At 55.2% G+C, this 14,650-nt stretch carries 10 protein-coding genes; 9 read left to right on the top strand and 1 reads right to left on the bottom strand.

Going from position 1 to position 14,650, the window contains the following annotated elements; all coding sequences use genetic code 11:
• Positions 1-45: 45 nt before the first annotated feature.
• The 6 genes from G491_RS0102055 (at position 46) to G491_RS29105 (ending at position 6,527) form a co-directional block, all read left to right on the top strand.
• Entirely contained in the window at positions 46-1,041 is a 996-nt protein-coding gene (locus G491_RS0102055) for a GHMP family kinase ATP-binding protein (RefSeq protein ID WP_028313399.1), read from the top strand.
• A 22-nt stretch (positions 1,042-1,063) separates the two neighbouring features.
• Positions 1,064-2,194 carry an NAD-dependent epimerase/dehydratase family protein gene (locus tag G491_RS0102050; protein ID WP_028313398.1) on the top strand — a complete coding sequence of 377 codons (1,131 nt, stop codon included), beginning with the start codon at positions 1,064-1,066 and terminating at the stop codon, positions 2,192-2,194.
• Positions 2,195-2,222: 28 nt separating this feature from the next.
• A complete protein-coding gene (locus G491_RS0102045; RefSeq protein ID WP_028313397.1) occupies positions 2,223-2,801 on the top strand; it encodes a D-sedoheptulose-7-phosphate isomerase in 579 nt (192 codons plus the stop codon).
• A gap of 22 nt (positions 2,802-2,823) precedes the next feature.
• Positions 2,824-3,726 (top strand): nucleotidyltransferase family protein, encoded by a 903-nt coding sequence (locus G491_RS0102040; RefSeq protein WP_211239127.1) that lies wholly within the window; start codon positions 2,824-2,826, stop codon positions 3,724-3,726.
• A gap of 645 nt (positions 3,727-4,371) precedes the next feature.
• Positions 4,372-5,292 carry an SDR family oxidoreductase gene (locus G491_RS0102035; RefSeq protein ID WP_028313395.1) on the top strand — a complete coding sequence of 307 codons (921 nt, stop codon included), beginning with the start codon at positions 4,372-4,374 and terminating at the stop codon, positions 5,290-5,292.
• Between the two features lie 197 nt (positions 5,293-5,489).
• Complete coding sequence (locus G491_RS29105; protein ID WP_035217309.1) at positions 5,490-6,527, top strand: alkane 1-monooxygenase; 1,038 nt, start codon at positions 5,490-5,492, stop codon at positions 6,525-6,527.
• Positions 6,528-6,565: 38 nt separating this feature from the next.
• On the opposite strand, the gene G491_RS29100 is transcribed toward G491_RS29105, so the two are convergent.
• Entirely contained in the window at positions 6,566-8,809 is a 2,244-nt protein-coding gene (locus tag G491_RS29100; RefSeq protein WP_051326970.1) for a hybrid sensor histidine kinase/response regulator, read from the bottom strand.
• Positions 8,810-8,942: 133 nt separating this feature from the next.
• Here G491_RS29100 and G491_RS0102020 point away from each other — a divergent pair, with 133 nt between their 5' ends.
• From G491_RS0102020 to G491_RS33235, 3 genes are all read left to right on the top strand, one after another.
• Positions 8,943-10,334 (top strand): acetate--CoA ligase family protein, encoded by a 1,392-nt coding sequence (locus tag G491_RS0102020; protein ID WP_169829377.1) that lies wholly within the window; start codon positions 8,943-8,945, stop codon positions 10,332-10,334.
• A 52-nt stretch (positions 10,335-10,386) separates the two neighbouring features.
• Positions 10,387-11,484: a tRNA-queuosine alpha-mannosyltransferase domain-containing protein gene (locus G491_RS0102015; protein WP_028313393.1), complete on the top strand. Its 1,098-nt coding sequence runs from the start codon at positions 10,387-10,389 to the stop codon at positions 11,482-11,484.
• 330 nt (positions 11,485-11,814) lie between these two features.
• Positions 11,815-14,649 (top strand): PAS domain S-box protein, encoded by a 2,835-nt coding sequence (locus G491_RS33235; protein ID WP_345917589.1) that lies wholly within the window; start codon positions 11,815-11,817, stop codon positions 14,647-14,649.
• The last annotated feature ends 1 nt before the right edge of the window (position 14,650 follow it).

Genomic DNA, 14,650 nt, shown 5'->3' with positions numbered 1-14,650 from the left:
AGGGTTTCCCTGCCCAATATGATGGTTTTTTCATAGGAACTGATTATGCTCATTGTCCGTACGCCTCTCCGCATCGGCTTTGTCGGGGGCGGCTCCGACCTTCCCGCGTATTATGAAAAAAAGCCCGGGATGGTGGTGAGTTCGGCCATCGACAAATTTGTCTATGTGATTGTCAAAGGCCGCTTTGACGACGAGATTTACGTGAACTACTCCAAAAAGGAGTGCGTGGACCACGTGGACGACATCAAGCACGATCTCGTACGGGAGGCCATGCGCATCGCGGGCGTGGAAAAGGGCGTGGAAATCACCACCCTGGCCGACGTGCCGTCCGCCGGATCCGGGCTGGGCAGTTCCAGTTCCGTGACCGTGGCGCTTCTCCATGCGTTGCACTCTTATAATTACCATCTGGTCACGGCTGAGCAACTGGCCCAGGAAGCCTGCCGCATCGAGATTGACATCCTTGGCAAGCCCATCGGCAGGCAGGATCAATACGCCGCGGCTTACGGCGGGGTGAATCAGTTCATCTTCAACAAGGACCATACGGTGGATCGCATTCCGTTGGATTTGGACAACGAGGTGTTCCGGTCTTTTTATTCCAGTCTGCTGCTTTATTACACGGGAATCACCCGCAAGGCGGACGCCATCCTCTCCGAGCAGTCCCGCACCACTACGGCTGAGGAAAAGTTCGCCGCCATGACCGAGATGGTCGGACTGGTGGAGCCGTTCAAGGCGGCGGTGGAAGCCGGGGATATCCGGGAATGCGGCAGGCTGTTGGATAAAAACTGGGAACTGAAGCAAAAAATGGCTTCCGGCATATCCAATCCTCAGATCAACGAGATGTATCAGGCGGCCAAGGAGGCCGGCGCCCTGGGCGGCAAGATTGCAGGCGCCGGAGGCGGCGGGTTTCTCATCCTGGCGGTTCAGCGGGAAAGCCAGCAGGCGGTTTTTCAGGCCATGCGCGATTACCGGGAACTGCCCTTTATGCTGGAGCGCAGCGGCAGCCAGGTTATATTCGACCACCGAGGCTACCCCACCAAGTAAAAGGGATATGGATGGATAAAATATGAAAATTCTTGTGACAGGCGGCGCAGGCTTTATAGGCTCCCATACCGTGGACGCTTTGGTGGAAAAAGGTCACGAAGTCCGGGTTCTGGACAACCTTCAAAAACCCGTGCATCAAACCGGAACGCCCTCCTGGTTGAATCCCGAAGCCGAGTTCATGCTGGGCGACGTGCGGTCCAAGGACGATTGGAAAAAAGCCCTCCAAGGCCGGGAGGCGGTGTATCACCTTGCCGCGTACCAGGACTATTTGCCGGATTTCTCCACCTTTTTCCATGTAAACAGCGTAGGCACGGCCCTTATGTACGAAACCGCCGTGGAACTGGGCCTGGACCTTGTCAAAATCGTCGTGGCCAGCAGCCAGTTCGTAGCCGGGGAAGGCCAGTACCTGTGCGACTCCTGCGCCCGCAAAACAAGCCCCGTGCTAAGGCCCGAATCCCAGCTTGTGGAAGGGAAGTGGGAGCACGCCTGCCCCATCTGCGGCGAGGAAATGTATTGGCAATGGACCCCCGAAACCCATGTGTCTCCGCCCAACGCCTACGCCATGGCCAAGCATTCCCAGGAAATCCAGGCCATGACCTTCGGGCAGCGCTACGGCATTCCCTCCACGGCCATGCGCTACTCCATCGTGCAGGGCCCCAGGCAGTCATTCTACAACGCATACAGCGGGGCGTGCCGCATTTTTTCGCTCCATTATTACTTCGACAAGGCCCCGACCTGTTACGAAGACGGCGAGCAATGCCGGGATTTTGTGAATATTCACGACGTGGTGCGGGCCAATGTCATGGCCCTGGACAATCCCGAAATGGATTACAGGGTGTTCAACGTGGGCGGCGGCAAGGCCTATACGGTCAGCGAGTTCGCGGCCATCGTGCAAAGGGAGTTTGAAGACCGCAAGAACAAGCATCTTGCCGATGCTTTGATTCCCGGGAAATACCGCTTCGGCGACACCCGAAACGCCTGCTCCGACATATCGGCCCTCAAAGCCCTGGGCTGGGAGCCTCAAAATACGCCCGAGCAAAGCGTCAGGGAATACGTGGACTGGCTGTACGAGCAGGACAACGTGGAAGATATTTTGGATTTCGCCAATAAAACCATGAAAGACCTGAACGTGGTGCGGGACGTCAAGGCCTGAGCCGAAAAAAGCCCAAGGGGAGACGGATATGCAATATTTTTCCCAACAATACCTTGAAGGACTCAAGGCCGTACTGGACGATTTTCCCCACGAGGCCTTTGAAAAAATGATCGCCGCCATGCTGGACGCCTATGAAAAAGGCCGCAGGATTTTTGTCATGGGCAACGGCGGCAGCGCCTCCACGGCCTCCCACTGGGTGTGCGACATCAACAAGGGATGCTGCCTGAGCCTGGAAAAAAAGTTCAGGATGATCTGCCTGAACGACAGCATTTCCACCATGATGGCCTACGCCAATGACCTGTCTTACGACGACGTCTTTGTGGAGCCCTTGAAGAATTTTTTTGAGCCGGGGGACGTGGTCATCGGCATTTCAGGCTCCGGCAACTCAACCAACGTGCTTAAAGCCATTGAATACGCCAACCAAAACGGCGGCGTAACAATCGGCCTGTGCGGATACGGCGGCGGCAAGCTGAAGGATCTGGCGTCCATTCCTGTTCACAGCAATGTCAACGACATGCAAATGACCGAAGACGCCCACATGATCGTGGTGCACATCAGCATGCAGCGCATCATGAAGGCCCTGGGCCAGGAAGGCGCCGCCTGTTAAATAAAACATTAAGGACATGAATATGACTTTGGTTATTTTGGCTGCGGGCGTGGGATCGCGGTACGGCGGACTCAAACAATTGGACGCCGTCGGCCCCCACAACCAAAGCATTCTCGATTATTCCATATACGACGCCCTGCAGGCGGGCTTTAAAAAAATCGTCTTTGTCATTCGCCGTGAAATCGAAGCGCCCTGCCGGGAGTTCATTGAAGAACGCTACGCCAAAAAGGTCCCGTGCGAACTGGTCTTCCAGGAACTGGACGCCCTGCCCGAAGGGATCGTCGCGCCTGAAGGCCGCGCCAAGCCCTGGGGCACCGGCCACGCCGTCCTGGTATGCAAAGACGTGGTGGACTCCCCCTTTTGCGTGATCAACGCCGATGATTTTTACGGCCGCGCCGCCTATCAGGAAATCGCCGGCTTCCTGAAAACCTGCAATGACGCGGAAGACTTGAAGCGATTCGCCATGGTGGCTTTCTCCCTGAAAAACACCCTGTCCGAACACGGAACGGTCTCCCGCGGCGTATGCAAGGTGGACCGGGACAACAACCTGATTTCCGTCACCGAACGCACGGGAATATGCCGTTATCAGGACGGCGTGACCTGTGAGATGGAAGACGGCGAAACCGCCTCCCTGACCGGCGACGAGCCCGTGTCCTTGAATTTCTGGGGGTTCACCCCGGATTTTTTTCCGCATCTGGAAGAGCAGTTCAAGGAGTTTATGGAATCCGGGCTTAAGGATTTGAAAACCGAATTTTATTTGCCCAGCGCCGTGGATCGGCTGATCCGGGAGAACCAGGCGGCGGTTTCCGTGCTGGAAAGCTCCGAGCGGTGGGTGGGCGTTACCTATAAGGACGACAAGGCCCTGGTCATGGATTACATCAAAGGCCTGACCGGCCAGGGCTTATATCCGGAAAAATTGTGGTAACAGACGCTTTTACGAGTGGTCAAATCGCGGCTAAATGCGTGATGCCAAAGCGTTTTGGTTTCTTGGGTTCAACTTACGGGACTGGAAGTAGTGCTTTGAAATCAGATGGTTATGTATGCAGCTCAGATCTATCTATATACCAGAGCCCGAGAGTCATGGTCCCTTCCCCCCTGGCGGGGGAAGGACAGGATGGGGGGGGGGACTATCTGGAATGACTTACAATATCACCCCCACCCCAACCCTCCCCCGTCAAGGGGGAGGGAGTTTTTGGGACGCCGGCTTTGATGTTTAATATCTCATAGCCTGCTGCAATCTTTTGAATATGTGAAGAAAACCTGATTCCCGAAAGTTAAGTTACAGCTTGATTATTGAGATGTAGGTTGGGTGGTTCTGCTGCGATATTGACTAATGAAATCAGTAGGTTGTAATGGGGCTATGCTCCTGTGAACGCCAAAGGCGTATTGCAGGTTCACCCAACAAAATTAATGGATAAAAAGCCGCCGCTCTCCGTCATCCCCGTGCAGGGATGCGGCGGGATTATTGCGGCAGTTATGCAATCATCGTGACGCAATCCCGGAAACGGGGACCCAGCGACGTTTAAAAGACTTGACTAGGCTGTACGTCTGTCTGAAAGGAAAAGAAAGCATGCAATACCTGGTGACCGGCGGATGCGGTTTCATAGGTTCCCACATCAGCGAAGTTTTGGCGGAAAAGGGCGAAAAGGTCCGCATTCTGGACGACCTGTCCTCCGGCTATGAAGCCAATATCGCGGACTTCGCAGATAAGGTGGAGTTCATCAAAGGCGACATACGCGACCCCGAAGCCGTTGCCAAAGCCATGAAAGGCGTGGATGGAGTGTTTCATCTGGCCGGCATGGTTTCGGCCTTTGACTCCGTGGAAAGGCCCCTGGTCTGCCACGACATCAACGTCACCGGAACCCTGAACATCCTCACCGCCGCAAGGGATGCGGGCGTCAAACGCGTGGTCTTCGCCAGCTCCTGCGCGGTCTATGGCAACAACCCCGAGTCTCCCAAGGTGGAGGCCATGACCCGGGCGCCGGCTTCTCCGTACGCAGCGTCCAAAGCGGCCAGCGAGCTTTACATGCGGGTTTTCGCCGAGCTTTACGGCGTGCAGACCGTATGCCTGCGCTTTTTCAACGTGTTCGGCCCCAGGCAGGACCCGTCCTCCCAATACTCCGGCGTAATTTCCCGGTTCGTCAACGATACGGCCGAAGGATACGCCTGCATTTACGGCGACGGGCTCCAAACCCGGGACTTCATATTCGTCCGGGACGTGGTTCGAGCCAACCTCCTGGCCATGACCTCGAATAAGGCCGGAGCCGGCGAGGCTGTCAACGTGGGCACGGGCGTGGAAATCAGCCTGCTGGATCTGCTGGATTATATGCGGGAATTGGGCGATCGGGAGTTTGAGGTCATGTTCAAGGACGCTCGGGCCGGCGACGTGCGCCATTCCCGCGCTGACATTTCCAAAGCCCAAGAACTCCTGGGCTTTGAACCCGCCTACACCATCCGCAACGGCCTGGCGGAACTGCTGTTTCAGCATTAATTTTTACCCGCAGGTTTTTTTCGCCTGGCGGAAATTACACATCCTACGAATCATTCAAGGGCGGCGCCTTCAGCCGCCTTTTTTATTTTGAAAAAAACTTGCCCCGAAGATCTACGAACGGTAAAATTAATCAGGTGGAGGAAATTTTATCTATAATTATTCCCTCTTAGTTTGCATCTTTATTTTCTGGAGGAAAAATGCAGCTTGTCCGTTTTTGCCTGGTTTTCCTGGTTCCTTTGGGAGCAGTGATTTCGTATTTCAACGGAGGATATCATTTGCTCATTCCGCCGCTGGCGGTCTTCATTATGCTCCCTTTGTTTGATTACGTATTCGGCCTCAATGTTTACAACCCCGATCCCGGCGAGGAAAAAATCCTGGAGCAGGACCGCCGGTATCGCTGGATTACCTTTGCCGCGGTCCCCGTGCAGGTTGGGCTGGTGTTCTGGGGCGCCTGGGCGTTCACTCACGGGTCCTTGAACTGGTGGGAAAGGCTGGTTTTCGCCTATGGCGTGGGGCTGAGTTCGGGCATCATGGGCATCAACCTCAGTCACGAGTTGATTCACAAGGTGAACAACAGGGTGGAGCCTTTATTGGGCCGGATCATGCTCTGGACCGTATTGTACTCCCATTGGGCGGTGGAGCACGTAGCCGGGCATCATCGCTATGTGGCCACGCCGGAAGACCCGGCCACAGCCCGTTTTGGCGAGAGCTTCTGGCGATTTCTGCCCCGCACCGTGATCGGCGGCATTGAAAGCGCCTGGCGCATCGAGTCGGAAATGGTGGAAAGCCGGGGAGGAAACAAGTACGGCCGGGACAACCGCATCCTGCGCTATTTCACGTCCCAGGGAATTCTGATCGCCTTTATGGCGTATTGGCTCGGCCTGCCCGGCGTGATTTTTTTGCTGATACAGGCTGCCACGGGCGTGCTGCTTTTGGAGCTGGTCAACTACGTGGAGCATTACGGCCTTGTTAGGAAGCAGAATCCGGACGGCTCCTACGAGGAGGTGAAGCCGCACCACTCGTGGAACTCCGCCCACAGGGTCACCAATTATTTTCTGTTCAACCTCCAGCGTCATTCCGACCATCATTACAGGCCCAACCGGAGATACCAGATTCTTCGCCATTGGGAGGGCGCCCCGCAATTGCCGTCTGGATACGCCGGGATGCTGGTTTTAGCCTATTTTCCGCCCATATGGCGGAAGTTCATGGATCATCGGGTTCCGCGGAGAAACTAAGTGGCGGATTCTAAGTCGAGAAACACGCCCTCAAGGCGTTAGATTTCGGAGGAATTGGTCTTCTGCAGGATTTCCGCGATTTTCTGGGAAAGGTCTTCGGCGGTGAAGGGCTTTTGAATAAAGCCGTTGGCCCCCTTTTTCATGATTTCCGAGCTCTTGCCGTCCGAGGCGTACCCGCTGGAAATCAGCACCTTTACGTTGGGGTTTAACTCCTTCATTTTGTCAAACACCGCACCCCCGTTCATGTCCGGCATGACAATATCCAGCACCACCAGATCGATGGCCTCCCGGTTTGCGCCGAACATTTTCACAGCCTCTTTTCCTCCGCCGGCGGAAAGGGCTTTATAGCCCAGATTTTCCAAAATTTCCGTTCCGGTTTCTAAAAGATCCTTTTCGTCGTCCACCAGCAGGATGGTTCCTTCGCCGCGAATCACGGGGGAGTCGATTCGGCTTTCCGGGTTGACGGCTTTTTGGGAGGAAGGGATGAAAATGGAAAAGGTGGAGCCTTCGCCCAAACGGCTCCAAACGGAGATGAAGCCCCCGTGGTTCTTGATAATGCCGTACGCCGAGGAAAGCCCCAGGCCCGTACCCCGGCCCATGCCTTTGGTGGAAAAAAAAGGGTCGAAAACCCGTTTGCGGGTTTCTTCGTCCATGCCTTCCCCGGAGTCGGTTACGGTGGCTTTGGCGTACTGGCCCGGCTTAACCCCGTTCGCAATAGCCAGGGCTTCGTCCATGGAGACCACGGAGGTCCTTATTTTCAGATCGCCTCCTCCGGGCATGGCCTGCCAGGCGTTCACGTACAAATTGAGAAAAACCTGCTCCACCTGCCCCTGGTCCACTTCCACCACAATAGGATATTCCGGCAGGTCCGCCTTGATGACCACTTCCTTATGGGTCCGGCCGAACATGCTCGCCACCCTCAGCACCAAGTCGTTCAGGTTGGTGGGTTTGGGATCGTACTTGCCGCCCCTGGCCAGGCCCAAAAGCTGCTTGGTGAGGCCGGCCGAGCTTTGCACCAGCTCCGTGATGGTTCTTAAGTGCTCCAGGCTGGGGTCCCCTTTGGGGAGGTTTAGCATCATGATGGAAGCCCGCCCCTGAATGCCCATGAGGATGTTGTTGAAATCGTGGGCTATGCCGCCGGCCAGGGTGCCTATGGCCTCCATTTTTTGAGCGTGCTGCAGCTTGGCTTCCAGGTTTTTTTGCCTGTTTGTGTTTCTTGCGACGCCGTACTCCCGTTCGTACTTGCCGTTCTTGTCGTAAAAGATCCGGGCGTTCAGGGAAAGCCAGACGGGCTTTCCCCAAAAGTCGATGCAGCGGAACTCCAGGCCCGAAACCTGGATTTCTCCGTTGGCGAAAATCCGTTTGTAGGTCTCCAAAACCATGGGCAAATCTTCGGGGACGATCAGGTCGCTCCAGGTTTTGCCGAGGATGTCCTCCATTTTATAGCCGAGCATGCTCAAGCCGTATTCATTGGCCCACTCCAACCGGCCCTTCCGGTCCACGGAAATAATCAGGTCCTGGGCGTTATCCACAAGCAGCCGGTATGACTCCTCGCTTTTCGCCAGGGCCTTGGTGCGTTCCTGGACCCGTTTTTCCAGATCGTCCCGGGCGATTTTCAACTGGTCCTCAATATACTGGCGCTCTTTCATCTCCTGGGCGAGCTTTTCCTTTTCCGCCTCAAGCTGTCTGGCCTCCTCCTTCATGCCGTCCCGGTACCAGATACGCGTTTTTTCAAACAGATAAACACCCACCATGATCATGAACATGACGGAGAAAAAGCGGACCTTGAACTCATGCACGTAGGGAAAGGTTCCCAGAACTTCGGGATACAAAAAGAGAATCAGGCAACCTGCCAAAAAGGTCAGGGTCCAGGCGGCGCCCTCCATCACCCCCAACAGAAAAAAGGTCAGCAGGGGATACACAAACGCCCACAATACAATGGACGGCTGGCCCTGGGTGCCGCCTGCACCGGTCCACAAAAGAAAAATCGCTCCGGCAAAAGCGGAAGTCATTCGGAACATGAACTTCATGCTGGAAAGGCGGGATTGAAGAATGATGGTTGCTATGAGGAACAGGGCGAACAGGGTGTCCAAAACCCCGAAAAGGTATAGTCCTCTCACCAAATGCATGAAGCCGAAGCCTAAAAGCGCCGGGAAGCCCGCCAGGGAAAAATAAAAGAAAAAGCGCCGCCTGAACTGTTCTTCCATGTCCAACGGCTGTCCGCCGGGGATGTATAAAGGGTGGGGCTTTGTCTTATTATTGCTTTCGGAGCCGTCTTTCATATTTACATTATCCGCTTTTTGGTGGAAAACTGTCAAGGCGGCGGATAAGGGAGTCGCGTCACGCGTCACGTCGCACTCGCAGGCCTGCTGATTTTATCCTTGATTCTTACACTATTCAATGAAATATTTGGTTATGCAGACTACAAAACAAATCCAGACCTTGATGGAAACGAAGTCCGTGGCCATTGTCGGACTTCCTCGCGGCATGAAGACAGGCAAGCTGTTTTTAATCGCTATTCAGGATATGGGCTTTAAGGGCCCCATCTATCCGGTTAATCCTTTTACCGATGAAATTGACGGCCTCAAATCATACCCCAGCGTGGAGGCCCTGCCCGAGCCCGTGGACATGGCCATTATTCTTGTCCCCAACTCCCAGGCCAAAGAGGCTGTAGTTCAGTGCGCCGAAAAAGGCGTGAAAGGCGCCGTCCTGTTTACGGCCGGGTATAAGGAAACCGGCGAAGAGGAAGGGGCGGCCCTGGAGGAGGAAATGGCCTCCATCGCCAAAAAGGCGGGCATGCGGCTGATCGGCCCCAACGGCATGGGTTTGTACAGCCCGGAGGCGGGGATTTCGTTTTTTCCCGGACTTCCGGCCAAGCTAGGCCCCATCGCCTTGTTGTCCCACAGCGGCTCCATGGCTAATATATTATGCCGCATGGGGCCGGAAAAAGGATTGTATTTCCGGTTCGCGGTCAGCCTGGGAAACGAGTGCGACCTCACGGCCGGGGATTTTCTGGAATACTGCGCCCAGGATTCAAAAACCGGTATTGTGGCCGCTTACCTGGAAGGCATTCGAAAAGGCGACGTCTTTTTGAAGAATTTGAAAAAAGCCTCGGAAAACAAGCCGGTCATTTTATGGAAAATGGGCTTGAACCCCGAAGGCGCCTCCGCCGCCGCGTCCCATACCGGGTCCATGGCCGGCGACGAACGCATATGGAACGCCGTGGTGTCCCAGGCGCGGGCCGTTTCCGTGAACGGCTTTGAAGAGTGGGTGGACGCCATGATGGGTTTTTCGCTGTTGCCCAGGGGGATGGGACGCAGGGCCGCCATCATTTCCGGACCCGGCGGGCTGGCCGTCTCCGCCGCCCAGGCGTGCGGCAGGGCCGGCCTTAGCCTGGCTGCGCTTTCAACCGAGTCCAGGGAGAAGCTGGCGGAGTTTGTGCCCCAAACCGGCACCAGCCTGAAAAATCCCGTGGACATCGGCATGAATTCCTCCCTGGACATGAGCCTGTATATCCGGGCCGCTCAAATTATGGCCGAAGATCCCAATGTGGATATTGTCATGGCCGCGCCCATCGGGCTTTCCCTGGAGACCAACCACGCCTTGACCCAGGCCCTGATTGACGTGTACAAAACCGCTGGCAAGCCCTTTGTCATGATCAAAATTCCGGGATTTGAAGCGGAATGCGCTCAGGAATTCTGCCAGGCGGGCGTTCCGTTTTTTGAATCCGCCGAGCGGGCCGCCGCAACCTGCGGCATGGTGTATAACTGGCAAAAACAGCGCGGACTGCATAAGCAGACGCCCTGAAACCAATAGGAGCGGGGGGCTTTCATCCCCTGTTCGAATAATCGGAATAACCATGAAGTTTTTGTTTTTGGAGCCCTTTTACGGAGGCTCGCACCGGGATTTCGCCCGGGGATTGGTGGAAGCCTCCAGCCACGAAATAGATCTTGCAACCCTTCCCGCACGATTCTGGAAGTGGAGAATGCGGGGCGCGGCCCTTCATTTCATCAAAAAGATTCCCGACCTTTCCGCCTATGACGGGATCATCGCCACGGACCTGCTGTCCTTGTCCGATTTCAAGGCCCTGCACCCTCAAAACGTTCCGCCCTGCCTGGTTTACTTTCACGAAAATCAGATCACATACCCCCTGGCGCCCGGCGAAAGCATGGATTTTCAGTTCGGATTCACCGACATCTCAACCGGCCTGGCCGCGGACCGCATATTGTTCAACTCCCGGACCCATTTTAACGCCTTTTTCGACGCCCTGCCCGGGTTCATAAACATGATGCCCGAATACAATCCCACGTGGGTGACCCAGGCCATTCGGGAAAAATCCCATGTCATCCAGCCGGGCTGCCGGTTTCCCGGAGGAGGTCTCCCCCTGGAAGCCCCCCAGGAGCCGCCCCTGATCATCTGGAACCACCGTTGGGAGTTCGATAAAAACCCGGAGAGCTTTTTTAAAGCCCTGTATTCCCTGGATGAGAAAGGCGTGGATTTTTCCGTGGCCCTCATGGGGGAGAACTTTCAGGTGCAGCCCAAGGAGTTCCTGTGGGCCAAAGAGCGCATACCCCATCGCATCGCCGTGTTCGGGTTTGTGGAAAGCCGGGAGGCGTATTTTGACTGGCTGAAAAAGGGCTTGGTTATCGTAAGCACGGCCAACCAGGAAAACTTCGGCATTTCCGTGGTGGAGGCCATGCGCAGCGGATGCCTGCCCCTGCTGCCCGACAGGTTGGCCTATCCTGAAGTCCTGCCCGATGAATTTCATGCCAAGTATTTGTACGACGGCCAGGAGGAATTGGAATCCAGGCTGGAAGCCATGTTGTCCGAGCCGGAGAACTACATCCAGGACCGGCCTTTGATTTCTTCCGCCATGGCTTGTCATGCATGGGAAAACCGTGTGCTGGAATTTGACCGGGAGCTCACGGAATTGGCCGCTTTACATGACAATGAATAATAAGTAGCCAGGAAATCTGAATTATGTTAGGCTGAATCTTACTAAGATCATTAGCCAAACGGCGTCAGATAGTTGCGTCTGGCGCATCCATTATAACCCGTAATGATGGGCTTTGGAGGTTTGGCCGGGGCTCAATCCATGCACATTCTATCCGTACCAGCGGCGGCCGCAGCAGCTGTAACCTTTTTTTCCGGGCTGTTTCATCTGTTCATTTATGACAGAGACAGGCGCCACAGACAAAATCTTACCTTCGCCCTCACATGCGTTGTGTTTTCCCTTTATGGAATCGCTTGTGCAGGCCTTTACAACTCCACTTCCGTAGCAGAAGGCATGGCCTGGCAACGCGCTCAGATGTATTTGCTTTTTCTGAGCATGATTTTCTTCCTATGGTTCGTCCACGACTTCACCCAAATGGTGCCCCCCAAGGCCCTTTGGTTCTTTACCATCGTAGGCGTATTGTGCTTGTCTGTGGGATATTTGTACACCGGAGACCTTCTTTTTTCCTTGTCTCACCCCCTGATTAAGACAAAAAATCTCCCCTTTGGAATTACAGCCGTTTACTACGAGGCCGAATTGGGGCCGGTTATGCTCGCCGCCAACCTGGCGGGGCTCATATGCATGGCCTACATTTTATTCGTGGGGTTCCGGTTCTATAAGGTTGGGCCGAAAAAAAAGGCCAGGTTCCTGGCTCTGGCGCTTTTCATAATGTTTTCGTGCGTGACCAGCGATATCTTTGTGTCCCTTGGCATGTCCCCGCTTCCGTACACCTTGGAGTATGGATTTCTGGCCATTACTGCCTTCATGACCGGCTATGCGGTGGATCAGGTCGTAAAGGCCTCCTTCGCCCAGGAGCAGCTCAAGCAAAACGAGGAAAGATATCAGGTGCTGGCGGATAACGCAGGCTTTATCATGTGGACGGCGGACCTGGACCTGCGCCTCACCCACATCAGCCCTTCCGTTGAAACCTTGACGGGCTTTACGCCGGAAGAGGCTTTGGCCATGGGCTTTGATGAAATTCTCACGCCGGATTCAGCGTCCCTGGGCATGACCGTTTTGAGAACCCAGCAAGCCCTGGATTTGGAAGATCCGGGAAAAACTCCCGCCTCCGTTCAGTTTGAAGTGCAGATCAAACGCAAAAACGGGCCTCCTTTTTGGGCGGAAAACACCGGCGCTTTTCTGCGCGACGGTTCCGGCGTCCCTATAGGCGTTGTGGGCCTGACCCGGGACATTTCCTCGCAAAAGGCCGCTGAGGAGGAACGCCTTTTTATCCAGAGGGCCGTGGAAAGCTCTTCCGACGCCATCGCCATGTGCGATGCAAAATTCGTCCATTTTTATCACAACGAGGCCTTTGCCAATCTTTTCGGATACCGCTGGCCAAAGGACCTGGTGGAGGCCGGGGGGCTGCTATCGGTTTTTGCGGAACCCAGGCAGGGCGATGAAGTGGCGTCCGGCCTGATAGAACAAGGCTCCTGGACCGGAGAAGTCATGACCCGCTCCAATAAGGGCCGGCACATTCTGACGGACTTGCGCGCCAATGTGGTCTCCGACAAGTTCGGAAACCTTCTGGGCCTGATCGGCATTTATACGGACATCACCGAGAAAATCGCTGTAACCAAGGCCCTGAAAGGCAGCGAGGAGCGTTACCGGCTGGTGGCCGAAAACACCAACGACGTTATCTGGACCACGGACCTGAACCTAAAATGGACCTATGTCAGCCCCTCCGTTTTTCGCATGCGCGGTTACACGCCCGAAGAAGTTCTGCAGCAGGATTTTTCCGAAGTCCTTACCCGGGAGTCCACCCAGGACGTCCTGCATATTTTTACGGAGGAGTTGGAAAAAGAACTGACGGACCCGGAGCCTGAACCCAGGAGCATCGTCCTGGACATGGAGTTTCTGAAAAGAGACGGCGGAACGGTCTGGAGTGAGTCCGCATGCTCTTTTATGCGGGACGACGACGGCCAGGTTTTCGGCATCCTGGGCATCTCCCGCGATATTACCGAACGCCGCAAGGCCGAGGAGGACAGGCTCAAGCTGGAAGAGCGCCTGCAACAGGCCCAAAAGCTGGAGGCCATGGGCACCCTGGCCGGGGGCGTGGCCCATGATTTCAATAACCTGCTCATGGGCATCCAGGGCAACCTGAGCCTTATGCTCCTTAAACTGGAGCCCTCCAACCCCTTGTACGGCCGCATCAAGAACATCGAGCAGCACATAAAAAACGCCACGGGCCTGACAAGGCAGCTGCTCGGATTCGCCCGAAGCGGCAAATACCAGGTCACGGCCGCCAATCTGAACGACCTGGTGTCCCGCACTTCCTCCATGTTCGGCAGGACGCGCAAGGAAATCCGCATCAAGGAGAATCTCCAGGCTGACGCCTGGCCCGTTGAGGTGGACCACGGCCAGATAGAGCAGGTTCTGCTTAACCTTTTGGTTAACGCGTGGCAGGCCATGTCCGGCGGAGGCATTATTTACATCCGTTCCGAAAACGTGGTCCTGGACCAAAGATTCGCCTCATCCTACGGCATACCGCCTGGAAAATACGTCAGGCTTTCGGTCACGGACACTGGCTCCGGGATGAGCCCTGAGGTCCGGAAAAGGGTTTTCGACCCCTTCTTCACCACCAAGGAAATTTCCCGGGGAACCGGGCTGGGCCTGGCCTCGGCTTACGGCATCATTCAAAACCACGTCGGGATCATTAACGTATACAGCCAGGAAGGGCAGGGCGCCACATTCAACATCTATCTGCCCGCGTCCTCCAAGGATGTGATGGAGGAAATCGAGCCGGAAGCCAAGGTGGTCCACGGGACGGAAACCATCCTTCTGATAGACGATGAGGAAGTCATCATAACAACCGGGGAGGAAATCCTCCGCGCCTTGGGATACCAGGTGTTTGTCGCCCGGTCCCCCCATGAAGCCCTTGAAATTTTTCGGGATCAAGCCCCAAAAATCGACCTGGTCATCATGGATATGATCATGCCCGAAATGCAGGGCATTGAACTATACGACCACTTAACGGAAATCCGGCCAGACGTCAGGGTTTTGCTTTCCAGCGGCTATTCGCTCAACGGTCAGGCCTCATCCATCATAGAAAAGGGCTGCGACGGCTTTATCCAAAAACCGTTCAACCTGGAAGAACTTTCGCAAAAAATCAGAGAAATCCTGGATTAGG

The organism is Desulfatibacillum aliphaticivorans DSM 15576 (assembly GCF_000429905.1).
In the GTDB taxonomy this organism is placed as follows: Bacteria; Desulfobacterota; Desulfobacteria; order Desulfobacterales; family Desulfatibacillaceae; genus Desulfatibacillum; species Desulfatibacillum aliphaticivorans.
This window is presented reverse-complemented; position numbering and strand designations above follow the sequence as displayed.

Coding starts and splice junctions, on each gene's coding strand:
- G491_RS0102055 (WP_028313399.1), top strand. CDS start 46: ATGCTCATTGTCCGTACGCCTCTCCGCATCGGCTTTGTCGGGGGCGGC.
- G491_RS0102050 (WP_028313398.1), top strand. CDS start 1,064: ATGAAAATTCTTGTGACAGGCGGCGCAGGCTTTATAGGCTCCCATACC.
- G491_RS0102045 (WP_028313397.1), top strand. CDS start 2,223: ATGCAATATTTTTCCCAACAATACCTTGAAGGACTCAAGGCCGTACTG.
- G491_RS0102040 (WP_211239127.1), top strand. CDS start 2,824: ATGACTTTGGTTATTTTGGCTGCGGGCGTGGGATCGCGGTACGGCGGA.
- G491_RS0102035 (WP_028313395.1), top strand. CDS start 4,372: ATGCAATACCTGGTGACCGGCGGATGCGGTTTCATAGGTTCCCACATC.
- G491_RS29105 (WP_035217309.1), top strand. CDS start 5,490: ATGCAGCTTGTCCGTTTTTGCCTGGTTTTCCTGGTTCCTTTGGGAGCA.
- G491_RS29100 (WP_051326970.1), bottom strand. CDS start 8,809: ATGAAAGACGGCTCCGAAAGCAATAATAAGACAAAGCCCCACCCTTTA.
- G491_RS0102020 (WP_169829377.1), top strand. CDS start 8,943: ATGCAGACTACAAAACAAATCCAGACCTTGATGGAAACGAAGTCCGTG.
- G491_RS0102015 (WP_028313393.1), top strand. CDS start 10,387: ATGAAGTTTTTGTTTTTGGAGCCCTTTTACGGAGGCTCGCACCGGGAT.
- G491_RS33235 (WP_345917589.1), top strand. CDS start 11,815: ATGGCCTGGCAACGCGCTCAGATGTATTTGCTTTTTCTGAGCATGATT.